The sequence below is a fragment of the Sphingomonas albertensis genome, assembly GCF_014358075.1.
GTDB lineage: Bacteria > Pseudomonadota > Alphaproteobacteria > Sphingomonadales > Sphingomonadaceae > Sphingomonas > Sphingomonas albertensis.
The window spans coordinates 32,717-56,488 of record NZ_JACONT010000009.1 but is presented as its reverse complement, the minus strand read 5'-3'; the positions used below and the strand labels follow the sequence as shown (position 1 = coordinate 56,488).

The following is a 23,772-nucleotide window of genomic DNA, read 5'->3' as shown; positions in this document are numbered from 1 at the left end:
GTATGCGAGACGCGCACCTTACCGACGATTACGGGCGAGGAAAAGTGACCGCATCGTACACCACGCGTCACGACGACGTCACCGCAGCGACGGGCCAGCCCACGCACCGCGACGACGTTATCGCGAAGACCGGATATACTACACGTCGCAGCGACTTCATCGTGGCGGCCGGATTGCTGTGCCTGGCATTATTGCTCGGGGGCGGCAGCCCGATCTCACCGATCCAGCGCATGATCGTCGAGATCGCCGGCGTCTTCACGCTCGGATGGTTCTTCGCGCGCGGATGGCACGCGCCCCGCAGCCGCTCGGTCACGACCGGCCTGATCCTGATCGGGGCCCTGGTGCTGCTGATCGTCGTGCAGGTCATTCCGCTTCCACCCGGCACCTGGCGGGCGTTGCCCGGACGAGAGATGGTCATCAACGTCCTGGACGTCATTGGCGCAGGCAGCACATGGCTGCCGCTCAGCCTCGATCCGACCGCGACGCGCGAAGCGGGGTATTTCCTCATCCCGCCGATCGCGATGTTCGTCGCGACGCTGCATCTCGATCGTGACGCACAGATCAAGCTGATCCTGCTCATCGTCGCCGCGGCGGTCGTCAGCGCCGTGCTGGTGATGATCCAGGCCCAGGGCGCGATGTGGCTGACGCTCTACGACGCCCCGCATGCCACCAAGGGCAAGGGGATCTTCGCCAACAAGAACCACAACGCCGCCTTGCTGGTGGTGGCGATCCCGCTGGCGGCCATGCTCGGCCGAAGCGCCCTGCGGTTCGCGCAGCAAAGCACGCAGCGTGCGGTGACCGGTATCGTGATCGCGATCCTGGCGCTGGCGGTGCTCGGCTGTCTGTCGCGGGCGGGTATCGCGTTGCTGCCGATCGCGCTTCTCGCCTGCGTACCCGTTCTCGGGGGCTATGCACTGGTGAAACGTCACTGGAAGATCGCCGTCGGCGCGGCCGTGGCCCTGGTGGTCGCCGCGATCCTGATCGCGCAGTCGTCGATCGTGAAGGAGACGCTCGACCGGTTCGGTGCCAGCCAGGAGGGCCGGTACGTCTTCTGGCCCGACGTGATCGCCGCGATCCGTCAGTTCATGCCATGGGGATCGGGCTTCGGAACGTTCGTCCCGGTGTTCCGGATGAGCGAGACGCTCAACGCCGTGCACCAGACCTATACCAACCATGCGCATGCCGACTTCATGGAAATCGCGCTCGAGGCTGGCGTACCCGGCCTGTTGCTGGTGGTCGCATTCCTTATCTGGTTCGGCGTTACCGCATGGTCGCGACTGCGCGGCCGGATCGACGCGCCGGACTTTTCGCCGATGCTGACGGCCGCGACGGGTATCCTGCTGTTGCTGGCCGCATCGATCGTCGACTATCCTCTGCGGACGCTGTTACTGGCTTGTGTATTCGCAGTTTTGGCAGCGATCCTCGCGTCTCCGCTGCGGTTTTCCGCCACGTCCAATCCTTTTGGTACTGGACGCGATACAGCACCGCGCCATCCTCGCCGAAAGGTCAGGCTCTAGCCAATCGGGCAAACCCCGGGTAAGCGCCCAACTCGGTTGCGGAAACAGTCTGTAGCCCGGTAGTATCTTGATAGAGGCCATAATGAAGGCTGGTTGTTTCCTCCTGCTGTCGAGCATGTCGCTCAGCGCTTGCGTCTCGTCCGAAAACTGGAAGAAGCTGCCGGCTGGTCCGGCTGCCTACAACACGATTCCGGCGACCATACCTGTGGATGCGCGGCCCGAGTACCGCATCAATCCCCAGGACAAGCTGACGATCACGGTGTTCCGCGAGCCCGACATGTCGGTCGAGGAAGCACCCGTCGAGACGGGCGGCACGCTGGTGCTGCCCCTGATCGGCCGGATCCGCGCGGCGGGACAGACGACAGCCGCGCTCGCCAATTCAATCCAGTCGCAGCTTGCAGCACGCTATCTGGTCGATCCTCGCGTGTCGGTGATCGTCGCGGAATCGCGCGCGCAGAGCGTCACGGTCGATGGTGCAGTCGGTATCCCCGGGGTTTACGGATTGCAGGGCGATACGACATTGCTTCAGTCAATCGCGCTGGCACGAGGCGTGACCCGCACCGCGACATTCGACAAGGTCGCGGTTTTCCGCACCATCAATGGTCAGCGCCAAGGCGCGCTCTTCAATATCAGCGATATCCGCAATGGCGATGCAGAAGACCCCGTGTTGCAGAGCGGCGACTATGTCGTCGTTGGCAATTCGGCGATCAAGGCGGTCGGATACGACCTTCTGAGCCTTGCCCCAGCCGCGGCGCTCTTCATTCCGCTCGTGAACTGACCCTTGCTTCGCGATCAAATACCCTCGTTCGTCCGGATCTCGCATGAATAGTGTCACCCCTAGCCTTTCGCGTTTCCCGGATGCGGATGCACCGCTGCTCAACGACGTGCCGGACGAGACCAAGGGTCCGATCGATCTGCGCGCCGTCTGGTCGGCAGCCTATCGCAACCGCGTCAAGCTGCTCATCACGGTCATCGTAGCGATGCTGCTTGGCCTGCTGATCACGTTCCTGAGCACGCCGATCTTTCGTGCCGACGCGCTCATCCAGATCGACCAGCAGGCGGCACAGATCCTGGCGGGTACCGATGTCGAGCCGAGTGAATCGATCCTCGACGGCGACCGGTTTCTCCAGACCCAGATCGACGTGATCAAGAGCCGCACGCTGGCGCGCCAGGTCGCGGAATCGATCGGTCTCTACCGGAACAACAGTTTCCTCGAGAAGATGCACATCACCCCTGCGGCCGAACCGCGGGGGTCTTATAATCTCGTGCAGACGCGTCGCGAGCAGGTTGTCGACGCGCTCCAGAAGAATCTCGACGTCGAGCTTCCGGTCGACTCGCGGATCGTGACGATCTCGTTCTCGAGCCCCGACCGCCAGCTGTCGGCGCAGGTCGCCAACAGCTTTGCCGACAGCTTCATCGTCAGCAACATCCAGCGCAAGTTCAACACGTCGGCCTATGCCCGTCGCTTCCTCGAAGGCCAGCTGGCCCAGACCCGCCAGCGCCTGGAGGAATCCGAGCGTGCCCAGATCGCCTATGCGCGTTCAGCCGGGCTGATCGACGCGAGTTCGGGTTCGTCCGAAGGCCAGTCCTCGGGACCGAAGTCGCTGACGACGGCGAACCTGATCCAGCTGAACCAGGCCTATGCGCAGGCCGTCAGCAACCGCATCATGGCCGAGCAGCGGTGGCGTGAAGCGTCGGGAACGGCGCTGCTGAACCAGCCCGAAGTACTGAGCAACGCCGCGGTCCAGGTCCTGATCCAGGAGCGCGCCAAGGCACAGGCGGAATACGCCCAGAACGCCAAGCGCTATCTGTCGGGCTACCCCGGCCAGACCCAAGCTGCAGCGCAGATCGAGACGCTCAACAACCAGATTTCGCGCATCGCCAGTGGCATCCGGGACGGCGTCCGCCAGCAATATCAGATCGCCTTGAGCCAGGAAAAGGCACTCGAACGCGATCTCGACAGGCTGAAGGGCACGACGCTCACCGAGCAGGGTCGTGGCGTCCAAGCCAACATCCTGCGTCGCGAAGTCGATACCAACCGCGCCCTCTATGATGCACTGCTCCAGCGCTACAAGGGCGTGAGCGCAACCGCAGGCGTGTCGTCGAACAATGTCTCGATCATCGACCGTGCCGATCCGCCGATCACGCCTGTGTCGCCGCGACTGCTGCTCAACCTCGCACTGGCGCTGTTCACCGGCCTGTTGCTGGGCGTCGGCTATGTCGTGCTCCGCGAGCATTTCGACGATGCCATCCGCTCGTCGGAGGACGTCGAGACCGAACTCGGCACGAGCATGATCGGGCTCGTGCCGATGCTCGCCGCGGGCCAGAGCCCCAATACCGAGTTGCAGAAGGTGCGCTCGGAGACGTCGGAGGCTTATTACGCGCTGCGTGCGGCACTCGAACTCGCAACGCCGACCGGCGCGCCGCACAGCCTGATGGTAACCAGCACGGGGCCGTCGGAAGGCAAGTCGACCACGTCCTATGCGCTCGCCCGCGGGTTCGCACAGATCGGTCGCCGCGTGATCCTGATCGATGCCGACATGCGCAAGCCGGCCCAGCATCGCAATCTGGAGCTGCCCAACAAGTTCGGCCTCGCCAATTTGCTGGCACGCCAGGCGACGCTGCAGGAAGTGCTGCAGCATACGACCACGCCGAACCTCGACTTCATCTCGGCCGGGCCCCTGCCCGTCAATCCTGCCGAGCTGATCGCAGGACTGGGGCTGGCGAAGCTGATCGATCAGATCAAGGACGACTACGACATCATCCTGGTCGACGCCCCGCCGGTCCTCGGCCTCGCCGATGCGCCGACGCTCGCCTCGCATGTCGATGCGACCCTGTTCGTGGTCCAGGCAAACCATGCCCGCGGTCGCCAGGCACGGATCGCCCTCACCCGGCTCAAGGCCGCGCGCGCCTATGTGGTCGGTGCGCTGCTGACGAAGTTCGATGCCAAGGTGATCGGGCATTCGACCGATTACGGCTATTCGTACAGCTATGGTCAAACCGATCCGCGGAGCTGAATGCATGCCGGATACCGGTAAAACCATCCGCAAGACGTCTGGCAAAACGGGCCGCATAGCCCGTACGCTCGTCGCCGTACTGCTGGGGACGGGACTTTGCTGGCAGATCAGCGCGGCTGGCGTCGCGTCGTTGGCGGCCCGATCCTCCGATCCCCGCCTGCTGACGGCGACCGGATCGGCCGCGCATCCCCAGGCCGGGTCGATCATGGCGCAGAGCCTGTTGGCAGCCGGGCAACGCGCCCCGGCAGCTGCGCTCGCCCGGTCCATCCTGCTGGTCGATCCCACCAACGACCGGGCCATGCGCGTGCTCGGCCTCGCGACCGAGGCGCTCGGGCAGCGCGACCAAGGCGCCATGATCATGCGCCAGGCAGCCGCGCTCGGCTGGCGCGACACGCCGACGCAATTGTGGGTCCTGCGCGATGCCGTCATGCGCGACGACTATGTCACGGTGATCCAGCGCGCCGACGCGCTGGCCCGCCGCAACCGTTCGGGCGAACTGACGCAGCCGCTTTTCCGGGCCGCGGTCACCGAGCCTCATTTGCGTGGTGCGCTTGCCGACAGTCTCGGCGACAAGCCGATGTGGCGCGGTGCGTTCTTCGCCGATATCCGCCAGAACCTCCCCGCGACCTCGACCGCAGGCATGGAAGCGCTGTTTCGCGACATGAAGGCGCGTGGCCAGACGATCGGATCGATCGAATGGCTGAGCTACGCCGAGCGCCTGATCGATCTCGGCCAGTTCCAGCGGGCGCGGCAGGTCTGGGCGAACGCCTTCAAGGTTCCCGCCAGCCGATTGTCGACGTCCCCCTATGACGGCAATTTCGCACTCGCGGCTGCGCGGCCCAACGACGCACCGACCAGCCGGTTCGAATGGGTCTTCAACCCCGATCTCGCCATGACCTTCGCCGAAGGTTCGGGCGGGTCGTCGCTGACCATTCCCACCGACATCGCGGGCGGTACGCCGCTGGCCTCGCAGGTGGTGATCCTGCCTGCCGGCGAACATACCCTGACCGCCAAGATCGACGGGTCGCCAAGCGCCGCGGCTGCCGGATGGACGATCACCTGCCTGCCGTCCAAGCAGATCCTGCCGCGCCGCCTGGCGCGCGGGGCGAGCGACGAATTGTCCAGCGTGACGTTCGACGTCCCAGGCGACGGCTGCGTTGCACAACAGCTCACGCTGATGACGCGCGACCGGCTGGATGCGCAATCGATCACGATCGGCGACGTCCGCATTCGCTGACCCCAGGCTCGGCTACCGGTTCGGTCGCCGCCCCAGGGTCACCATAAGCGCGCCAACCGTCGTGTATTCGGCGTGTCGTTATTCGGCGTGTCGTTATTCGGCGTGGACGGGGGGATTGGTCACCAGCGCTGCCTTGCGCCGCCTGCGACCCAGCACGCGAAGCAGGTTTCGCTCGATCAGCCGATAGCAGAGATAGCCGACGGCGATCGCGAACAGCGATATCACCGGAACCCCGATCGCGGTCGACAGGTTCGGCATCACCACCGAGGCGACCTTGCAGACGCACGATATCGCGATCACGTGGACGAGATAGATCGAATAGGACGCATTGCCGAGCTCGGGCAGTACAAAACCCGCATAGGGTTTGCGAAAATCGGCATAGATCGCGAGCGAGACCAGCGCGGCCGACGGCACCCCGAAGGCCCAGACCCGCCACGCCGCACCGCTCATCGGCAGGGTCAGCAGGACCAGAACACAGCCGAGCAGCATCCAGGGGAACAGCCGGCGATCGTAGAGGAACGTGCCGATCGTCATCCCGAACACGAACTCGATCATGATCGGATTCTGCAGGAAGAAGGACGTTCCCCGCCCCGACAGGACCAGCGCGAGCATGACGAACGCGGCCGTTGCCCAGGCCCGCTTGGTCAGAGCCATCGACGCCGCGGCGACTGCATAGAACAACACCTCGTATTCGAGCGTCCAGCCGACGTTCAACACCGGATAGGTCTCCGGTCCATTGACCCACGACATGAACAACAGCGACTGGAGAAGGTGGCCGGGTCCGGAGACCTCGTTTCGTGCCAACCCCGGGATATGCGTCAGAGCAAACGTCGCGGCGGTCATGATCCAGTACATCGGAACGATCCGCTCGACTCGGCGCTTCACGAACACCGACGCCGTAGTCTCCCGGCTCGAGCCGATGAAGACGATGATGAAACCCGAGATGACGAAGAACAGGTCGACCCCGTAGACCCCCAGTTCAAGTACACGGTAGGGATCATCGCCCCCGAAATAAGATATCGTCGTGATCTGTGCGTGATAGGCGACAACGACCGCAGCAGCGATGAACCGCAATATTTGGATACGCAGGAATGTACGCTTGTCTTGCACTGCTAACGGATCCGAATTATGGAGGGCTGTGGGCCCGCCGGGTATGCAAAGACCGGGGTGGTGGCAACGGAGGCGATCGACATAATATCCCGTATTTACCGCAGGCTAGGTCGGGGATCTGCCATCGCGAAGGCCGCTTGGCTTGCCACCGGCCTTGGCCTCGCCGCTGCGACCGGATCCGCATCAGCGATATCGCCATACATCAAATCGCAGCGCGACCAAGTGGTGTTCGTGGGCGACAGTATCACTTTCGGGCAGGGGTCTTCGGACCCCGCCACCAAATCCCGACCCGCGCTTTTCGAGCAACGCTTCGGGACAAAGGTCGATGTCGTGAACAAGGGGATCAACGGCATAACGCTAGGATCGATCGCGGGGATAAACGATATCGGCGCGATCAAGCGACCTGGTGTCCGCAACGTCGCGATCGTTCTTGCTGGCTCGAACGACCTCGAACAGGGCGACAAGGCGCCCGCGCTGTACGGAACCTTGCGGACCTATGTGACGGGACTGAAAGCCAGCGGCTGGAAGGTCGCCGTCGGGACCATCCTGGCGCGCCATTTCCCGCCCGACAAAGAACGCGAACGCCTTGCCCTCAATGCGATGATCAAGTCCGGCGAGATCGCCGCTGCAGGGATCGTCGTGATCGATTATGCCCGCGCGCAGGACAAGGGCGGGATTCCGCTGGCGGATCCCGTACATCCCGACGACACCGGTTTCGTCACGATGGCCGCGCTCGAACGCCCGGTGATCCTGCGCCTGCTGCGATCGAAGTGATCGAGCGCTGCGGACTATCGGGCGTGACGATCGGCAATGTGCCCCCGCCGGTCGACCTCGAGAGTTGCGCTTGCCGGCGCCCTTTGGGGTGACCTGGGCATCACGATCCGGGGCAAGGTTTGGCAAGGCGAAGTACGCCTAGACCTTGCCGTTCGCCAGATCGGCGTACCGACGGGCGAGTTCGAGATGCGCGGCTTTCGCACATCCGTCGCTGGTTATTTCTGCGATGGACCGCTCCTCGGCAGCCCTGGCGACATAATATTGGCGATCGTTTTCTGGCATGGGGTTTGGCCGAAAATCCTTGAAATCGATGCGTCAAAAGCTGCACCGAGATCTTTGTATCGCCGGTAAGTCGCGGAATACATGGTACATATGTACGTGTTTCAGGGTAGATTCCGACGGCACCCCTCAGGTCCGGTCACGTTTTGCAGGACAGCCGAGCCCCGCTGTCCTGCCGTTTCGACACGGAAATCGCCGATCTAACTACAGCCCGGACGACCTGACGTCGCTCAGGCCTGTCGCTCGGCGCGATCGCGCTGCCGCCAGTAGAAGGGTTGCATCGACAGGCGCTGCTTCCAGCGGTTCGACAATTTGGCCTCGCGGCTGCCCATCTTGTAGCCGGCATATTTGGCGAAGGTCCGCGTGACCGCCGAGGGCAGTTGCAGCGGGTCGTGCCGCGCCAGATAGGTCAGCTCCGAGCGGATGAAGCGAAGCCCCTCCCCCTCGGCCCTGCCGAAGGTGTCGAGCAGCCAGCGATTGCGACCGTGGAACACGCCGACGTCGAAATACCGGCGGAATTCCTCGGCGATCGTATAGCCGTGGCTGTGGATCACCTCTGCGTCACCGCGATAGGCGATCCGCCAGCCCTTAATCAGCATCTGGCCGGCAACCAGCTGGTCCTCCGCGAAAAAGGCATCTTCGGGGAAGCCACCCACCGCCGCCAGCGCCGCAGTGCGATAGGCGGCGAAGGAATCCGAACAAAATACCGTCTTCACGCCGCTTCGCGCGCGATCCTCGAGCGACCGCGTTTCCGATGCCGGGGGATAGTTGGTCAGTCGGGCGTGCCGCTCGATACCGCGCGCGACGGTGCGGGGCAGCTGCCGGCCATAGGCCATGCCGACTTGCGGGTCGGCAAATGCATCGACCAGTCGGGCAATCGTATCGGGCGCCTGCGGAATGGCATCCTGCGTCAACATGACGACGACATCGGCCTCGGGCCGCATCTCGACCGCGCGTTGCCGGGTTCCGCCATGATTGAACGTGCGACGCTCGATGCCCACGACCGTCGCACCGAAGGCGCGGAACGCCGCGCAGCTGTCATCGTCGGACTCGGAATCGACGATCAGGAACTGTGCGGGGGCAAGCCCCTGCCCTGCCAGCGCCGGCAACAGCGCCGGCAGATAGGCGCCGGCATTGAGCGTCGGGATGACCACCGACACGCGTGCCGGATCGATCGTCCACTGCTGGGTTCCGGGCTGGGTTTCCGGCTGGGTTCCGGTTTCGAACATGGTGACGGTCGGATCAGAAGGCATTGTCATGCCGGATCACGAAGATGGTCCTGAACAAAATCCACATATCCTTACCCATCGACCAGTCGCGCAGATATTCGAGATCGGACGACAGCCTGTTCGTCAAGTCTGCGGTCAGAACCGTCGCCCCGCGAAAGCCGCGGATCTGCGCGAGCCCGGTCACGCCCGGCTTGACCGCATGACGGTGCCGATAACGCGCGTCGATTTCCCAATAGAGCTGTTCGGCCGCGCGAGCCGACAACGCATGCGGCCGCGGCCCGACCATGCTCATGTCGCCACGCAGCACGTTGATGAGCTGGGGCAATTCGTCGATGCTGTTGCGCCGGATGAACTGGCCGATCCGGGTCACGCGACTGTCGCTCCGGGTCGTCAGCACGCTGGCCGTCGCATCGCACTGGTCGTCGAACATGCTGCGGAACTTGAGCATCATGAACAGCGTGTTGTCGCGGCCGATCCGCTGCTGGCGGAACAGGACCGCGCCGGGGGATTCGAGACGGATAGCGATCGCGATGCCCACCAGCAACGGCGACAGCAGCACCAACGCGATCGCCGAGACGACGATGTCGAAGAGCCGCTTCATGATGCGATCGCGCAGATGCAGCGGTCCTGCCGATACCACCAGCGTCCGGTGGTTATGGTAATGGCTGACGCCGATCATGCCGATGCGATCGACCTCGGGCGTGAGGATCTCGCCATCGACCGCCATGCTCTTCAGCACGTGCGCCCAGGCGACCACGCGGTCGTCGCGGCATGCGATCACCACGCGGTCGGCATGCGCGACGAGCTTGGCGAGCCGGTGATATTCGAGCGGATCCTCGGTTGTGGGATCGAACCCGATATGGGCGGCATCGAGGATCATGCCATGCGACGGCGCAGTCCAGGCGATGCCGTCGACCACCACGACAGTGCTGAACGGCGTCCCTCCCAGGCGGCGCAGCATGATCCGACCCAAGATCAGCCGTTCGCCGATGATCAGCCCGGCCGCGCTCAACGTGCCGGTCCAGAAGACAAAGCGGGAAAACGCTGCGCCGACCTTGAAGGAATAGGCGATGATCAGCATCGCCGCGGCCGCGAACGCGATCGCGCGGATCGCGGTGAATGCACCGACCCGCGGATCGCGCAGGACTGCGCCGTTATACGATCCGTTGATCGCCGCGACCCAGAGATAGATCGGCAAGAGCACGCTCAGCATCGTCGTGCCGTGCAGCGTGGACCATGTGCCGAGATACAGCAGATTGGCGAACAGAAATCCCAATCCGATCGCAACGACGTCGGCACCCGCCAACGCCGCGTAACAGCGGATCCGTCGCGTCTCCATATTTTTGACCGAGATCATGGAGTCTGGGAGGATCAGGGATTCTGTAGCGTTGGCGACGCTGTCGTAGCGGCGATTGCTCTGGATATTCATCAAGTCTGTTCCGGTGGACCAATTGAGTGGCTTGCCCGCCAGCGTCGGCCTATGCCACGGATATCCAACGACCGTTAGTCTCGATGTGGCCGGCGGTGAAGCGGGCGGAGGTAAAGCGGGCGGCGCAGACGGAGCTGATCCTGCCGCCAAGTAATTTAGGCCTTTGGTGCAGCCGCTTAGCTTTGATCCCAAACCGCAATCGTCAGCATTTCGTCAGACGGGCATAGCGCCAACACGTCCCGCCTTATGATGATCTCGCGCGGGCGACGCATTGGTACGTCCTCCCCCGGTGGCAGCTCCTCGCCGAGAAGCAACGGCACGACCGATCCGGCGGGTGCTGTATAAAGATTGGGGTACCCACCAGTCTTAAGACATCGGGCCATCCCGCGTTCCACCAGCTCCTCGATCCAGTTGATGCCCATCGCGCCAACCTTCCAGTTCGCCAGCACCGCGTCGCGATCGAGTTTTAGCGGGTAATCTTCGGGAGCCTGCCAAATGATGGTGATCGACCAGCCTGCCATGCCTGTCTCCTGTTTCCCACGTTTGCCATTGGCGTCACGCCCCACGCGAGCACGATAAAGCTATCACCTGCTCGACAAACCGGATGGGGCGCGTTTTCGGTGGTATCTCGTATTCATAGGCGCCTGGGCATCATCGCGCGCGTGACCGCTTATTGATTCTGGCGGTTCCCGTTTGCGATATCCTAGAGCCTGGTTTGGCGTTGCAGTACCCGCAGAACGAGCACTTCGACGCCGACGTCTATGAGCAGGATATTGCCTATTCGGACCTGGCGCCAAAGGTCCGTCATAGCCGCACGAATGCAATGCCCCGATCCCCCCTTTAGCAAAATCCCGGCACTTTCCGGCGTCACTTTTCCTGCTCGCATTACAGCGATCCGGCCAGCATCCGGCAGCCGTTTGAACACATCGGTTCCTATAATTTATGACGATCCACAATCCTCAACGGATCCTTGTCGGTGGCCCCGGTATCTTGAACGGTTTCAGTCCCTGTCGCTCGATTTCGGCCGTAACCATCTGCAATTTTTGCGGCGCTGAAAGGGCGCGCAATAGCAGCAGGGTCTCGACCTCAATGGCACTGGGCTCGCTGGTGGCCTGCGTCTCCTGGGTAGGCGTACCGGGCCGGTCCGTTACCTGATCGCGCATTTCGTCCATCGTTTCTCCCATGTCGATCATGGCAGCACGGAGACTCGCAAGCTCCTCACAAATCCTGTCGGCGTGATCGAGGCGATCACGTATGTAGGCCGCGACACCAACCCCCCGCTGTTCGGCCTGGGCGGCATATACAAGCGCCTGGCCCTCCCTCAACCGGATCTTAATGGAATCTGACAGAGCCATATTACCTCCGACTACAGCTTGGACCCCAGATATTTTACAAAATTCTCATATTAGCAAATACTTACTGAATTATAGGGTCCGCTTGGGGTCCAGCCGACTAGTAGCATCCTGCTAGTTCTTGTTTTTTATCAGTGACTTACCTGCACCGGAAGGTGCGTATGGTGTACGACCCGAAACCACGGATTTAAGGGTTGTGATTGAAGCTCTGGCAGGCCGAAAACGGGGTGGCCAAGCTTTAAGGGGGTTCAAACTATCCTGATGAGCGCAGCTCAGCAGGCACTACCGATAATCACGCAATGAGATCGCAAAAAGATAGCACCTGGATAGCGATTATGGTGCGGACGGTGTGCGTTTTGATAGCAGATATTGTACATATCAATTTATGCGCGGCCGTGATTGCCACGATCTAGTCCGGGATGACGAGATGAATGAACTGATCGAAGGAATTCGCGCGCTATCGGTCCGAACCAAGTCAGGCCGGCTACGCGCTCTAATGCCCGTGATCGAAGACCGCTTGGCAGACGGTGTCCGGCAACAGGACATCATAACCGCGCTCCGGGAGGGCGGCATCGATCTGACGCCGGGAACCTTCAAGAGCTATCTCCACAGGTATAGGGCCAAGCAACGCAGTCACCTGACGAGCGTGCCAAAACTCAAATCCGAGCCATCCCGATCAGAACAGGATCGACCGCATACGGACCTGTCAGTGAACACCGATCGCACGCCCAGCGTTAACGGCGGCATGGATGCGGAATCGACAGATCTGATTCCTAGTCAGCTAACGCTGGCGGATATCCTAGACAGGAAAAACAGTGATGCCCTTACAGACCAGTATATGAACCGCCAGCGCCCGTTAATTGGTCGCAATCGCGGAAAGCCTTAGTACCGGATTAGAATGCGTTAGCTGGCTTCGATACGTCGGCGTATTTCCTGTCCGTCCCGTATCGCCAACAGGAGATCGTTGGTGAACCGGTCCATGTCCTTTCGGAAATTGCCGAGAATTTTTTCGAATAGCTCACGCTGTGGACTTCGGAACGCTTCAAGTATCATGGTTCTCGAGATCGATGTGAAATCCTCCAGTTCATCGATCACGAACTCGACACGAGCATCCTCACATTTGATGACTCGGGATGGCCGGTTCAGAGGTATCTCTAATTCGGTTATCGTTGGTGCGTTATCCTGCCCATCAAGAGCCGATGCGCGCTGCTGGCGTTTGCGCAAATCCCGCAGACCAAGCATAAACTCCCGGGTCTTGTATTCCAGGGCAGCCAATTCGAGATCAGGTTTGTCCAGCTTTTCGGTCATGCCGCCTCCTCGTTTGAATGAGAGGCAGACCCGGCTCGATGAGCCGGGCGTTGGAAACCCTGCACAAGCACAAGGCGCTGCCACCTTTGGGCAAGCCTTGGACATGCGTGACAGCCGCCCGGCCGAATAGCTCGACCGGTGCTTGTGATTCTCGGGGTTTCCACGCCCCGCGGCCGGGATTGACCGAACCGCATCCTCTCGATTGCAAAAGCAGCCGCTGCGCGCAAGGCATGCTTTCAGTGGCGAGAGTTAGGAGATTGCCGAAGCTGTCCGTCATCACCCCTTTTCGCGGGAACGGCTACGCCCGCGAGCCCGGTTTTATCATCGCCGACCGACGCGGTCGCGATCTTCGCTACAAATGGGGATACTGCCCTGCGATCGGACGCCCCTTCCCTCGCTAATATCGATCTTCTCCCGGTCCGATCCATTCCCTGTCATCGGGCTGCTGGTTCGCTTGGGACTATCGCAGGGCGTCACAAACAATGGGCACACGGATATACGTTTAGTATACGTTTAGGCGATGGCCTCTGATCGTGAAGATAGCTGGCCATCCGCTCTTGGACGTCATCGCCCCTGCTATCGCAGTCGCTGTGCAGCGATAATGTCGACACGCATTTTCTCGTGATCTCCCAAACGCCGATACGCCGCAGCTCTCATCGAAAGTGCCCAAGCGTCACGCGGATCTTGAGCGATTGCCTTGCCCAAAAGCCGGATCGCTTCACGCGTTTCGCCGCGCACCATGGCAAGAACGGCCTCTCCATGCAACAGAGTTAGGTTGGACGGATCGCTCTTCCTGACGACCGCGAAGTCCTGCTCGGCGCGTGCCCGATCGTTCTTCCAAGCGTAAGCAACGCCGCGATTGGCGAGCGTGAACACGTTTGTGGGCTGCAGTTTATCGGCCTCGGTGAAGTCGGCGATCGCCTGATCGAACCTGCCCGAGTCCAGGTGAATGAAACCGCGGTTCTGCAAGGCTTCGACGTTCTCCGGGTCGATGCCGAGTGCCGCGCTGTAGTCCGTAAAGGCCCGCCGGCGGTCGCCGATCTGCTCATGTACGAGGCCGAGATTGTAGTGGGACGAACTGTCTTTCGGATCGAGGCGGATCGCGTTTGTGTAGTCCACGCCCGCGCGTCGGTAGTCACCTGCGCGGTAGTAGGCCGATCCGCGCGAGGCGATCACGCCAGACCGGTCGTCTTCCGCGTGATCGGCCAGCAATCGATCACAGGCCGCAATCTCTTCCTGCGGCGTGCGCTCGTTTTTCCAATCATGGCAGCGGTCACGAAGCGCCTGGACTGGAGCGTCGACAAGCGACTGCATGCCAAAGACGAGCATGAACGCCGCAAGCAGCGCGTTCCATGTCATGGAGGCCCAGTAGCGTTTCGGCTGTTCGGTGCGATCGAACCGCCAACTCGCTCCGCGGACCATAGGCTCGACGCTGCCCGTCATCACACCCTTGACGACCGACCAGAGCGCGAGGGCAGCAAAACCGACCAACAGGATCGGCATGAAGCTCGGCGATCGCGCGAATTCGGCAGCGGCATCGGTGAAAATGAAGATTGCGAGCGCCGCCAAGCCGATCAGGATCGCGCTGTTCTTTATGAATGCGCCCGGTGATCTCCAGCTAAGGTCTTCCGCGGACTGCGTGATGTCGCGCCTCGATGGCGACCACACAACATGCCGAAGGACGTAGCGTGCTGGCATCCAAGCGATCGCCCCGATGAGAAGCAATAGCCAGACTTTGACGGGAACAGCATCGAACATCGACTATGATGCTGGCCGACTGATCCTGCTCGCGCAATAGCTCGCTCGATCCATCCGCAGACAGGTGGCGCGATCGGCACGGCTTGCCGCCCGCTGCAACGTTCACACTCGGGCGCTTCCCGTATACGGGTCTCTATCTATCTACCGACCGCCAAAATCAGTCGCCGATCGGGCTTTCGCCGTGCTTGCGCAGGACGTCGTTGAAGGCTTCGGCCATCAACGCCTGCAGGCTTCGACCTTGGCGACGCGCGAGCGTGTGCATTGCGAACGACATTTCGGGTGAGAAGAAGCCGGCGATCTGCTTGCGGCCCTGGCGGCTGGCGGGGCCGGTGGTAGCCCCCTGCCCGCCTGTTCCCTGGCCGTTCTGGCTCTGAGCGGTCTGGGCCTGCCCAACCGGAGTCTGGCCGACATGGCTGGGTGGCACCGCGGCGACGGGTGCGGCGATAGATGCGGGAGGCGTGCGATCGCGCAGATTGGCGAACGAGGGCTTGCGGCTCATGCTGCGACTTTTCCTTTTCGCGCAGGTTTGACGGTTGGTGTCGAAATGCCGACCTGTCGACATGTCCACTCGTAGATCTGTCGAACATCGTCGGCGGCCTTGCCGGTCGGCTCGAATTCCATGACCGTCCGCCCTTCGGCACTGGCGTGGCGGAACGCGGCGCGATCGGGAATCTGGATCGGACAGGCGGGCGTCCCGAAGCTCTCGACCAGTTCGCCGGCCTCCTGATAGATCCGCGGCGCATTGGGCGAGCCGGCGGTGAAGACGACGAAGGCCGGCTTGCGCAGCAATTGTACCAGCTTTGCAGTCGTCTGGATCGCCGAGAGATCGAATGCGCTGGGCCGGCACGGGATCAGGACCAAGTCGGCGATCTCAACCGCGGCACGCGCCGCGCTGTCGGCATGCGGGGGCGTATCGATGACGATGAACTCGGCGCCCTGCTCCTTCGCCTGCGCGACCTTGGCCGCGAGCCTTGGCGGCGGGCTGTCGATCACTTCGGGCGGTGCCTCCTCGCGCCATGCCGCCCATTGGCTGGCGGTCGCCTGGGGATCGGTATCGATGACGAGCGCGACCCGCCCGGAATCGTGCGCGGCTGCGGCAAGATGGAGCGCCAGCGTCGTCTTGCCGGCCCCGCCCTTCTGGCTGATGATTGCGATTGTCGTCATGTCAGACCCCCTACATGTCTACATGGCGACAAGGCAACAGGACTGGCAAGCGATTTGGTCCCGGGAACATCCCCTGCCCTTCCGTCGACACTTCCCCCGGCCGACATGTCCGCCGCATGAAACGCGCCGCCAACCGCTTGCTCCAGCTAGGGAGCATATGACGGCGAAGCCGGCATTCCAGGTTCGTCCTTTTGCATTTTGGTCGTTTGGGTTTCGGCCAATCTTCCGGCGTCGTCAGACGAATGTACCGGCCGGCTAGGTCGGTTCGATATAAAGAAATCATATTAACTTCGGAGCGGTTGCGGATGGTTATGAGACTCGCACTCACGCCGGTCGATGCTCGCCCCAAGCTTGGCGAGCATCTTGCCCAATTGCCCGCCGACGGTCGCAATCGCCATGTCCCGGCACGATAATCCCGCGACCATCGCCGCGACCTCGCTGGCGCGGTCGATTTCGTGCTGCACCGCATCGTCGGGCAGGGGGGCAGGCCGCATCCAGCGCGGCATGAAGCCGAGCACGCGCTGAGGCAGGGTCGGGCGGTACGCGTTGGACGTCTGTCGATACCGCGGCCCCGGGCCGTCCGCGTCGATCCGCTTGAAACGGCGCTGACGAACGAGGAATCCGATGTCCTCGAGGATGTCGAGGGCGCGGGCGATGGTCGCGCGGCCAAGGCTCGTCGCATCGGACAGATGATCGTAGCTCGGGAAGACCCGCCCGCGATTGAGCCGGGCCAGCGTGAGGATCTCCTCATAGACGCGTACGGCGGCTGCGGTCAGCGTGACGATCCGGCGCTCGGCCGCAGTGAGGATACGATCGCCGGCGCGGGCTTCGCGGCGCAGCTGGCGGCCCGCATCGAGCGTCCGCCGGGCGATCCGCAGCAATGTGTCGGTCTCGCCCTTGGCCGGCACCGCGAAGAACATCTCTTCGAACGTCCCCGCCTCGATGCTGTCGCGCAGCACCGGCGCGCCGGTCCGATGCGGCTTGCGAGCGCGCCCGGTGCCGGCATCAGGTGCCACGCCCCGCGTGCCCCTGCTCTGGCCCATGCCCGGGTCCATACGCGCGCCCATGCTCGCGCCCGCCTTGCCCAGCGCCCTTGCGGTCGCCTGGCTCAGGGTAAAAACCGTCATCTTCCATCCCCTTGTCGGGGCTGGGACCAAGTCAAAAAGGGGCGTGGCGCGAAACGCGCATCCTTGAACCGAAGTTCGTGTCCGGCTATATGAAGGGGGTCTGAGAGTGACCCCGGATCGACGTTTGGCGACGTCGCTCCATCAAAGCTTGGGATGCCCGGCCTCGTGCCGGGCTTTCCTTTATGGGGTCACAGCCGCTCCATCTTCGGTCGTGCCAGCATCAGCGCCGACATCTGACGATTTTTGCAGCAAATCCCGAAGAGCGAAAGCACCTACGGTTCGTGCTTTCGAGTATCAATTACGAATTACTTTACATTTCGACGTCGAAAGTTCGTGCTTTCGAGTATCAATTCATGCGCGCATTCGTGCTTTCGAGTATGAATTACTGGGCATGTTCGTGCTTTTGGATATCAATTCCGATGCAAGTTCGTGCTTTCGAGTATCAATTCACGATGCCCGATCCGAATCGGGCGCTGCCGATTCGCGTCGCGATTCGGAAATCGAGTCGCGCATCGATTCCCGCGCGCCTTCGCGGCCCCCTTCGTGCACCGATTCCGTCGGTGGACCGATCGCCGGCGCAGACTCTGCGAGCAAGACCGGACGCCGGGTGATGACGACCTTGACCGGGTTGCTCTTGCGGCCACGCTTGGCGGTATCGACTACCGCGTCGGGGTCGCTGACGGTCTCGATCAGCTCGAGCCGATAGTCCGGGATCGTGTCCGCGCCCGCGATCTGCCGCAGTGCGGCACGGAAATTGGCGAGTGGATTCTGGTACCCAATCTGCAACCGGAAGGTCGCAAGGTCGATCTCGAACCCGTCGCCATCGCCGGTCGAGCGTGCGACTTCGTAGATCCGCCGTTCGATCGGCCCCAGTTGAAAATACGCCGCGGCATAGTCGAGGACATGCCGATCGAGCAGGATCGCCCGAAACAGCCAGTCGCAGAGCCGTACCTTAACCGCCTTCAACCGCCGTTCGCCCGCCCGCGTCTTGTTGTAATGCAGCTTTGCTTCGGACAACCACGAGAAAAATCCTTCCTCGCCTTCGCCACCCGCCTCGATATTGGTCTTGATCTGCGTGCCCTGCAGCCGCTCCAGCGCCTCCGACAGCCGGCCATAGGAGCGCGCGCTGTGGTTGCTGCCGGTCACGCTGAACAGATCGTGCGCGGTGAACACGAAATCCTGCGCGACGTCCTCGCCCGCCTCGAGCTTGGCGGCCATGAGGCTGGCGATGTAGAGCACGATCTCCTTGTCGTAGATCGTCGCCACGCCGCTGGCGCTCGGGCGGACCTCGATCGTGACGGTATCGGTCTGGTAGCTGAGCGGCTTCATCCACGCATTCTTGCTGAGCGCGAAGAACGGGAAGGCCATCAGCGATCGCTCGCCGCGGATCTCGCCGTACAGCGGGCTGTCGAGCAGGAATAGCTCGCCCTGGGGAATCCTGGACGGCGTCGTCTTGCCATCCTTGGTGCGCTTTACGGTGGGCGATCGGGTCATCCGCTATTCCTACTCGAAAGCACGAACTTTTGGCATCCCATCTCCTGTCATACGGGGCAGGGGAGGCGTTACCGCTCTCCAGTTCGTGCTTTCGAGTAGAAATTCACCCGGCGCTCCAGACAAATCGACCAAGCCAACAGCGCGGCTCTCGCTGGTCCCGGATTGCGTTAGAACCAATTCTCAGTGTCGACATGTCGGTGCGTCGAGGTTTCGACAAATTGCCGCGGCGCGACATGGCGTGGGTTGCATTTGGCTACGGGCGTCGCTCGGTCGCGTCCATCCGGATCCGTTTCCCTCCATTCGATACCGACGACGACGCGCATACATTCCGACACGTCGTCGTTCCAACACGCCGACAGTCATACTTATAGACATGTATACATGAATAGATATCGTCATGCGGTGGTGCTGTTACCGCAGGCTGATCCGCTCCTCGAACACGTCCGGAACAGGACGGCAACGAAAGGCGAAAAATTTCGCTTTCCTTCGAATCGGCGGTGACTCATAGAATCACGATGCCGATCCGCCCCGAAAACCGCTGGCTCTATCCGATCGACTGGCCGCAGCTGTCGGACGCGATCCGCTTTGGCAGGGCAGGGGCGCGCTGCGAACATTGCGCGCGGCCGCATCGGCGTTTCGTCGCGCATCTCGGCGACGGGCGCTGGTGGGACGCCGAAGCGGGCTGCTGGCGTTCCGAGCGCGGTCGGCGGATCGCCGTCCGCGACCGGTTCGAGCTGGCTGGCGTCCGCACCACCTATGTCGTCCTCGCGTGCGCGCATCTCGATCACGATCCGGGACACAACATGCCGGCCAACCTCGCCGCCTTGTGCCAGCGCTGCCACATGCTCCACGACGCGGCCGAACATCGCTGGCAGCGCTGGTGGAACGCGTTCCGCCTGCGCGCGCTACGCGACCTCTACGAGGATCCGCGCCTTACCCGCGACCGCCTCGCCTCGGGTCCGCGACTGGCCTGCAGCCGGGCGCATCAGTCGAGTGCGCTCGCACGTTGAGCTCAAACCCCGTGTCGATTCGTCGACACGTCTACATGCCGACTAATAGACATGCCTTCACCGCGACATGTCGAGCGATAGCCGTTCCACGAGGGCGGATGCCTCGGCGAGCCGATCGAGTGCGCGTGGGCGAACGAGGCGGTGGACTCCCGCAGCGTTGAACAGGTCGAGACACTGCCGCCAGTGTGCCGCCTGACGTCCCATCGGCGCGACCAGCTGGCCACGGAAGGTGTTGGCGATCAGCGCGCCGACCGCTTCCGCACCGGGCAAGGACGCGATCGCCGGTTCCTCTCCCCAGCCGAGCAACACCACCGCGGCGAGATCGAAGACACGATCCCCGGTCGGCGCATCGACGGGGACGCGATATTTGTCCATGTCGGCAAGGACCGGTTCCAACCCGTCGGGGGTTCGCGCGATCGCACCGAGCGACGCACGCCATAGCTTGAGATTGCGCAGGCCGGGCCTGAGCCGCGCGACCCCGTCGCCGACCTCGACCGCGCAGATATCGTCGCAGATCACGCGGTGCCCACGATGCTGGAGGTGCATCGCGATCGTCGACTTGCCGCTGCCTGCCGGGGCGATGAAGGCGACGGCCCGTCCGTCCACTGCCACCGCCGACGCATGCAGCGGTAGCAGCCCACGCTGCTGGAGAAGCGCCCCCATCGCCGATCCGAGCAGATAGGCGCGCACGTCGCCGTCCGGCGCACCTGGACACGGCTCCACGATCATCTCGCGCCCGTTGCGGACCAGGAAGCGACCGACGCGGGGAACGTCCATCCAGAAGTGATTGGCGTCGACGCGGACGGCAGGCAGGATTTCGGGAGCGTCGGGGGGCGGGGCGGGGGCCAGCCTGACATCGACGTCCATGGACCCGTCGACGGCCACGCACGCGGCGTCGTCCGGGTGAAGTTCGGGAAGCGGTAGCGCAGATTGCAACCGGAGGCCGAACGCCCGATAACACGACGAAGAGGGTGGCGAAGAGCGGGGTGACATGCGCCCGGCTTATCCCCCGCTCCATGCCCCGCCAAGGGCGAGAACGCGCAAACGGAGAGACAGGTGGACGGAATGACGCTGGTATCCCGGCAACCCGGGATGATCGAGGCCGATGCGGCCGGCGAACTGGTCGGCCTGCATGTCGAGCGCGGTACCTGCTACGGCTTCAACGCGACCGCGACGCGTGTCTGGCAGTTGCTGGAACAGCCCCGCACGGTCGACGGACTGGTCGCCGACCTTCTCGCCGAGCACGCGGTCGACGAAGTGGAATGCCGCGTTGATCTCCAGGACCTGCTTCGGTCGTTGGAGGCTGAGCAGCTTGTCAGCTTGACGCCCGCATGACGGCGCTCGCCGGCCTGTGGAGCCGGCGTGGCGAGGCGATGGAAACGGCGGTCGGGCGGATGCTCGATGCCCAGGCAGCGTTCGGGCCGGACCCGGCGATCCGCCGTACGCTGGACGCCGCGACGCTCGGGCGACGACTCTACCCACTCGTGCCCGAAGACGATTTCGACCGGGGACCGGTCCTGGGCGGCGACGGCACGCTGCTGCTCGTCGCCGATGCCCGCATCGACAACCGCGACGAGATCGCGAGCGCGCTCGGCCTGTCCGTCAATATCGCGCGCACGGCCGAGCCGCAGCTGTTGATGGCGGTCGTAGAGCAATGGGGCATTGCAGGCCTTGCCCGCGTCGTCGGAGCCTTTGCCGTCATGCTGTGGGATGCGCGCCGGTCCGTGCTGACCCTGGCGCGGGATCCGATGGGCGAGCGACCGCTCTTCTACCACCGCGGCGACGGCTTCGTCGCGGCGTCCTCGATGCCGCGCGGCCTGCACGCTCACCCCGACATCCCCTATGCGCCGAGCGAGACCGCCACGGCCGACTTCTTGGCGATACTGCCCGAAGGCGAGGAAAGCTTCTTTGCCGGCATCGCGCGGGTGCGCCCCGGTCACGCGGTCGCGATCGATGCGGACGGTATTGCCGAGACTCGGCTGTGGACCCCGGCGCGCACGATCCTGCGCCTCAAGCCCGACGACTATGCGGAAGGGTTACGCGCCGAACTGGATCGTGCGGTCGCCGTCAGACTGCGCCGGATACAGGGGGCGGTGGGATCGCATTTGTCCGCCGGCCTGGACAGCGCCAGCGTTGCCGCCACGGCAGCGCGGTTGCTGACGCCCGAGCCTCTCCACGCGTTTACCGCGGTACCGGGCACCAGCGCGCCCGTGCCCGGCGGCACGATCGGCGACGAGGGGCCGGTCGCCGCACGCGTCGCGGCACTGCACGCCAACATCGTCCATGTCCCCGTTCAAGGTGACGGGCGCTCGCCGCTGCGGCTGCTGGACCGGCATTTCGATCTTTACCAGCGACCGGTCATGAACCCGTGGAATGCGATGTGGGGCGAGGCGATCAACGATTCCGCGCGGGCGCGCGGCGTGAGCGTCCTACTCACCGGGCAGCTTGGCAATTTTACGCTGAGCCATGACGGCGTCCAGCATCTGGCGCAGCTGTTCGGCACCGGGCGGTTCGGCGCGCTTGCCACGCTGGCGCGGCAACTGCGCGCGCAAGGCTGGCGGCGGCGACGGATCGGCGCGGCGACGCTAGGGCCGTTCGTACCGCCTGCCGTCTGGACCTGGCTGGTCGATCGCTTCGGCCACTCGCTGGCACTCGAGGGCTATAGCGCGCTGCGCCCGGGCGCGATCGCCGACTTGGACAGGCGCGCCGCAGCGAGCGGCACCGACCTGTCCTACCGCCCCTGGCGCGACGGCCGCGCGATGCGGCTATGGGGGCTCGATCGTGTCGACATGGGATCCTACAACAAGGGCACGCTCGCGGGGTGGGGCATCGACCTGCGCGATCCCACCGCAGACCGGCGGCTGATCGAATGGGCGCTGAGCGTGCCGGACGAGCAATATATTCTGGAGGGAAAGCCTCGGTCGCTGGCGCGCCGTGCCTTTGCGGATCGGCTGCCGCCCGAACTCATCGGCGAGCAGCGGCGCGGCTATCAGGCGGCGGATTGGCACATCGGCGCAACCGCCGCGCTCGAGGAGCTTGCCGCGGAGTTGGACGGCATCGAGCGCTGCCGGCCGGCGGGGGCGGTGCTCGACGTGGAGCGGTTGCGCACGCTGATCCGCAACTGGCCGGACTTTCCCGCGGACGATCCCCGCTGGAACCAGCTGGCGATTACCGACCGCTATCGGTCGATGCTGCTGCGCGGGACCGCGGCCGGGCATTTCCTGCGCCGGGCGGCGCGCAGCAATTGATCCGCCGCCTGCCCCTTTTGGCCGAGGCCTTGGCCATGCTGGGGCTCGCATCGCTGCTGATCGCGGTCCTGTCGTTCCGGCGCGTGGCCGCGCTGTCCGCGGGTCGGGCGTCGGGAACCCCCGCCACGGAACCCCAGGCGCGCGCGATCGCCCGCGCGGTTGCCGCCTGGGGTCGGCGCGTACCGTGGCGTGCCGTGTGTTTCCAGCAGGGCCTGGCCGCCCAGCTAATGTTGCGCCGACGAGGATTGGCCGCAGCGCTGCATTACGGAGCCGCCCGCGATGAGAAGGGACTGTTGATCGCGCATGTATGGGTGCGCTCGGGCGACGTCGACGTGATCGGTTGCGAGGAGACGGAACGCTACGGCCTTTTGGCAGTGTTCCCCCGAACCTGACGTCGCCCCCGACCTCGACCATCGTTGAGACCGCGATGGTTGAGGTAGCCGTCTACAGTGTCTTTTACGCTGGCGTAACGCCTGGCCGGGCTGCCGCGACATCGGCGTATCCACCGCAATATTGCGCTCCGGGCAGGCCATCGATGACTTGTACACCGCAATATTTCCGGGCGCGCATGACCACGTCGCGAAGAACCAGCACGCGTCCGCTGCGGAGCTCCACCGTCAGATGCCCGTCGGGCCCCACCCTGACGAACGCCGTGGACAAGGTGCGGCGTCCCAGCGCCTCGGTGGGCGAGTCCACCGGCAGGGTCGGGGAAGGGGCGG

Annotated in this window: 23 protein-coding genes; 10 read left to right on the top strand and 13 right to left on the bottom strand. The window is 63.5% G+C overall.

Annotation, left to right across the window (positions count from 1 at the left end):
- Positions 1-2: 2 nt before the first annotated feature.
- The 4 genes from H8S47_RS06200 (at position 3) to H8S47_RS06185 (ending at position 5,771) form a co-directional block, all read left to right on the top strand.
- Positions 3-1,517, top strand: a complete 1,515-nt coding sequence (locus H8S47_RS06200; RefSeq protein WP_187503050.1) for an O-antigen ligase family protein — start codon at positions 3-5, stop codon at positions 1,515-1,517.
- A gap of 82 nt (positions 1,518-1,599) precedes the next feature.
- The gene (locus H8S47_RS06195) at positions 1,600-2,295 is read left to right on the top strand and encodes a polysaccharide biosynthesis/export family protein (RefSeq protein ID WP_128455975.1); all 696 of its coding nucleotides are present in this window, start codon (positions 1,600-1,602) and stop codon (positions 2,293-2,295) included.
- A gap of 43 nt (positions 2,296-2,338) precedes the next feature.
- A complete protein-coding gene (locus H8S47_RS06190; protein ID WP_187503049.1) occupies positions 2,339-4,534 on the top strand; it encodes a GumC family protein in 2,196 nt (731 codons plus the stop codon).
- 4 nt (positions 4,535-4,538) lie between these two features.
- Positions 4,539-5,771 (top strand): hypothetical protein, encoded by a 1,233-nt coding sequence (locus H8S47_RS06185; RefSeq protein WP_187503048.1) that lies wholly within the window; start codon positions 4,539-4,541, stop codon positions 5,769-5,771.
- A gap of 93 nt (positions 5,772-5,864) precedes the next feature.
- Here the strand turns inward: H8S47_RS06185 and H8S47_RS06180 are convergent, their stop codons facing one another.
- Positions 5,865-6,881 carry an acyltransferase family protein gene (locus H8S47_RS06180; protein WP_187503047.1) on the bottom strand — a complete coding sequence of 339 codons (1,017 nt, stop codon included), beginning with the start codon at positions 6,879-6,881 and terminating at the stop codon, positions 5,865-5,867.
- A gap of 18 nt (positions 6,882-6,899) precedes the next feature.
- Between H8S47_RS06180 and H8S47_RS06175 the strand changes: the two genes are divergently transcribed.
- A complete protein-coding gene (locus H8S47_RS06175) occupies positions 6,900-7,655 on the top strand; it encodes an SGNH/GDSL hydrolase family protein (protein ID WP_235982644.1) in 756 nt (251 codons plus the stop codon).
- A 138-nt stretch (positions 7,656-7,793) separates the two neighbouring features.
- On the opposite strand, the gene H8S47_RS06170 is transcribed toward H8S47_RS06175, so the two are convergent.
- From H8S47_RS06170 to H8S47_RS06150, 5 genes are all read right to left on the bottom strand, one after another.
- Entirely contained in the window at positions 7,794-7,937 is a 144-nt protein-coding gene (locus H8S47_RS06170; protein ID WP_187503046.1) for a hypothetical protein, read from the bottom strand.
- 227 nt (positions 7,938-8,164) lie between these two features.
- Positions 8,165-9,193, bottom strand: a complete 1,029-nt coding sequence (locus tag H8S47_RS06165; protein WP_214654968.1) for a glycosyltransferase family 2 protein — start codon at positions 9,191-9,193, stop codon at positions 8,165-8,167.
- The gene (locus tag H8S47_RS18795; RefSeq protein WP_235982643.1) at positions 9,177-10,520 is read right to left on the bottom strand and encodes a sugar transferase; all 1,344 of its coding nucleotides are present in this window, start codon (positions 10,518-10,520) and stop codon (positions 9,177-9,179) included. Before H8S47_RS18795 ends, H8S47_RS06165 begins: the two co-directional genes overlap by 17 nt.
- A 248-nt stretch (positions 10,521-10,768) precedes the next feature.
- The gene (locus H8S47_RS06155) at positions 10,769-11,113 is read right to left on the bottom strand and encodes a hypothetical protein (RefSeq protein WP_187503045.1); all 345 of its coding nucleotides are present in this window, start codon (positions 11,111-11,113) and stop codon (positions 10,769-10,771) included.
- A 438-nt stretch (positions 11,114-11,551) separates the two neighbouring features.
- Complete coding sequence (locus H8S47_RS06150) at positions 11,552-11,947, bottom strand: hypothetical protein (RefSeq protein WP_187503044.1); 396 nt, start codon at positions 11,945-11,947, stop codon at positions 11,552-11,554.
- 424 nt (positions 11,948-12,371) lie between these two features.
- On the opposite strand from H8S47_RS06150, the gene H8S47_RS06145 reads away from it, so the two are divergent.
- The gene (locus tag H8S47_RS06145; protein ID WP_187503043.1) at positions 12,372-12,830 is read left to right on the top strand and encodes a conjugal transfer protein TraD; all 459 of its coding nucleotides are present in this window, start codon (positions 12,372-12,374) and stop codon (positions 12,828-12,830) included.
- A 17-nt stretch (positions 12,831-12,847) separates the two neighbouring features.
- Here the strand turns inward: H8S47_RS06145 and H8S47_RS06140 are convergent, their stop codons facing one another.
- The 6 genes from H8S47_RS06140 to H8S47_RS06115 form a co-directional block, all read right to left on the bottom strand.
- Positions 12,848-13,252, bottom strand: a complete 405-nt coding sequence (locus H8S47_RS06140; RefSeq protein WP_187503042.1) for a hypothetical protein — start codon at positions 13,250-13,252, stop codon at positions 12,848-12,850.
- A gap of 576 nt (positions 13,253-13,828) precedes the next feature.
- Positions 13,829-15,010 carry a tetratricopeptide repeat protein gene (locus H8S47_RS06135; protein ID WP_187503041.1) on the bottom strand — a complete coding sequence of 394 codons (1,182 nt, stop codon included), beginning with the start codon at positions 15,008-15,010 and terminating at the stop codon, positions 13,829-13,831.
- A 157-nt stretch (positions 15,011-15,167) separates the two neighbouring features.
- Complete coding sequence (locus H8S47_RS06130; protein WP_187503040.1) at positions 15,168-15,509, bottom strand: ribbon-helix-helix domain-containing protein; 342 nt, start codon at positions 15,507-15,509, stop codon at positions 15,168-15,170.
- A complete protein-coding gene (parA, locus tag H8S47_RS06125; protein WP_187503039.1) occupies positions 15,506-16,174 on the bottom strand; it encodes a ParA family partition ATPase in 669 nt (222 codons plus the stop codon). Before parA ends, H8S47_RS06130 begins: the two co-directional genes overlap by 4 nt.
- A gap of 284 nt (positions 16,175-16,458) precedes the next feature.
- Positions 16,459-17,301, bottom strand: a complete 843-nt coding sequence (locus tag H8S47_RS06120) for a helix-turn-helix domain-containing protein (protein ID WP_235982642.1) — start codon at positions 17,299-17,301, stop codon at positions 16,459-16,461.
- A 447-nt stretch (positions 17,302-17,748) separates the two neighbouring features.
- A complete protein-coding gene (locus H8S47_RS06115; RefSeq protein ID WP_187503038.1) occupies positions 17,749-18,795 on the bottom strand; it encodes a replication initiator protein A in 1,047 nt (348 codons plus the stop codon).
- A gap of 515 nt (positions 18,796-19,310) precedes the next feature.
- On the opposite strand from H8S47_RS06115, the gene H8S47_RS06110 reads away from it, so the two are divergent.
- Positions 19,311-19,805: a hypothetical protein gene (locus tag H8S47_RS06110; RefSeq protein ID WP_235982641.1), complete on the top strand. Its 495-nt coding sequence runs from the start codon at positions 19,311-19,313 to the stop codon at positions 19,803-19,805.
- 57 nt (positions 19,806-19,862) lie between these two features.
- Here H8S47_RS06110 and H8S47_RS06105 read toward each other — a convergent pair whose 3' ends face one another.
- The gene (locus H8S47_RS06105; RefSeq protein WP_187503037.1) at positions 19,863-20,672 is read right to left on the bottom strand and encodes a hypothetical protein; all 810 of its coding nucleotides are present in this window, start codon (positions 20,670-20,672) and stop codon (positions 19,863-19,865) included.
- Between the two features lie 198 nt (positions 20,673-20,870).
- Here H8S47_RS06105 and H8S47_RS06100 point away from each other — a divergent pair, with 198 nt between their 5' ends.
- The 3 genes from H8S47_RS06100 to H8S47_RS06090 are packed head-to-tail and all read left to right on the top strand — an operon-like array spanning position 20,871 to position 23,445.
- Positions 20,871-21,140 (top strand): PqqD family protein, encoded by a 270-nt coding sequence (locus H8S47_RS06100; RefSeq protein WP_187503036.1) that lies wholly within the window; start codon positions 20,871-20,873, stop codon positions 21,138-21,140.
- The gene (locus H8S47_RS06095) at positions 21,137-23,053 is read left to right on the top strand and encodes an asparagine synthetase B family protein (protein ID WP_187503035.1); all 1,917 of its coding nucleotides are present in this window, start codon (positions 21,137-21,139) and stop codon (positions 23,051-23,053) included. Before H8S47_RS06100 ends, H8S47_RS06095 begins: the two co-directional genes overlap by 4 nt.
- Positions 23,050-23,445 (top strand): lasso peptide biosynthesis B2 protein, encoded by a 396-nt coding sequence (locus tag H8S47_RS06090; protein WP_187503034.1) that lies wholly within the window; start codon positions 23,050-23,052, stop codon positions 23,443-23,445. The genes H8S47_RS06095 and H8S47_RS06090 overlap by 4 nt, the downstream gene beginning before the upstream one ends.
- Positions 23,446-23,772 lie beyond the last annotated feature (327 nt).

Excerpts from the sequence above, each read along its gene's own strand:
- H8S47_RS06135 (WP_187503041.1), bottom strand. The coding sequence starts at position 15,010 with ATGTTCGATGCTGTTCCCGTCAAAGTCTGGCTATTGCTTCTCATCGGG.
- H8S47_RS06150 (WP_187503044.1), bottom strand. The coding sequence starts at position 11,947 with ATGGCTCTGTCAGATTCCATTAAGATCCGGTTGAGGGAGGGCCAGGCG.
- H8S47_RS06195 (WP_128455975.1), top strand. The coding sequence starts at position 1,600 with ATGAAGGCTGGTTGTTTCCTCCTGCTGTCGAGCATGTCGCTCAGCGCT.
- H8S47_RS06155 (WP_187503045.1), bottom strand. The coding sequence starts at position 11,113 with ATGGCAGGCTGGTCGATCACCATCATTTGGCAGGCTCCCGAAGATTAC.
- H8S47_RS06190 (WP_187503049.1), top strand. The coding sequence starts at position 2,339 with ATGAATAGTGTCACCCCTAGCCTTTCGCGTTTCCCGGATGCGGATGCA.
- parA (WP_187503039.1), bottom strand. The coding sequence starts at position 16,174 with ATGACGACAATCGCAATCATCAGCCAGAAGGGCGGGGCCGGCAAGACG.
- H8S47_RS06105 (WP_187503037.1), bottom strand. The coding sequence starts at position 20,672 with ATGGACGTCGATGTCAGGCTGGCCCCCGCCCCGCCCCCCGACGCTCCC.
- H8S47_RS06140 (WP_187503042.1), bottom strand. The coding sequence starts at position 13,252 with ATGACCGAAAAGCTGGACAAACCTGATCTCGAATTGGCTGCCCTGGAA.
- H8S47_RS06095 (WP_187503035.1), top strand. The coding sequence starts at position 21,137 with ATGACGGCGCTCGCCGGCCTGTGGAGCCGGCGTGGCGAGGCGATGGAA.
- H8S47_RS06145 (WP_187503043.1), top strand. The coding sequence starts at position 12,372 with ATGAATGAACTGATCGAAGGAATTCGCGCGCTATCGGTCCGAACCAAG.
- H8S47_RS06185 (WP_187503048.1), top strand. The coding sequence starts at position 4,539 with ATGCCGGATACCGGTAAAACCATCCGCAAGACGTCTGGCAAAACGGGC.
- H8S47_RS06130 (WP_187503040.1), bottom strand. The coding sequence starts at position 15,509 with ATGAGCCGCAAGCCCTCGTTCGCCAATCTGCGCGATCGCACGCCTCCC.
- H8S47_RS06175 (WP_235982644.1), top strand. The coding sequence starts at position 6,900 with ATGGAGGGCTGTGGGCCCGCCGGGTATGCAAAGACCGGGGTGGTGGCA.
- H8S47_RS06165 (WP_214654968.1), bottom strand. The coding sequence starts at position 9,193 with ATGACAATGCCTTCTGATCCGACCGTCACCATGTTCGAAACCGGAACC.
- H8S47_RS06115 (WP_187503038.1), bottom strand. The coding sequence starts at position 18,795 with ATGACCCGATCGCCCACCGTAAAGCGCACCAAGGATGGCAAGACGACG.
- H8S47_RS06100 (WP_187503036.1), top strand. The coding sequence starts at position 20,871 with ATGACGCTGGTATCCCGGCAACCCGGGATGATCGAGGCCGATGCGGCC.
- H8S47_RS06110 (WP_235982641.1), top strand. The coding sequence starts at position 19,311 with ATGCCGATCCGCCCCGAAAACCGCTGGCTCTATCCGATCGACTGGCCG.
- H8S47_RS06120 (WP_235982642.1), bottom strand. The coding sequence starts at position 17,301 with ATGACGGTTTTTACCCTGAGCCAGGCGACCGCAAGGGCGCTGGGCAAG.
- H8S47_RS06170 (WP_187503046.1), bottom strand. The coding sequence starts at position 7,937 with ATGCCAGAAAACGATCGCCAATATTATGTCGCCAGGGCTGCCGAGGAG.
- H8S47_RS06200 (WP_187503050.1), top strand. The coding sequence starts at position 3 with ATGCGAGACGCGCACCTTACCGACGATTACGGGCGAGGAAAAGTGACC.
- H8S47_RS18795 (WP_235982643.1), bottom strand. The coding sequence starts at position 10,520 with ATGATCTCGGTCAAAAATATGGAGACGCGACGGATCCGCTGTTACGCG.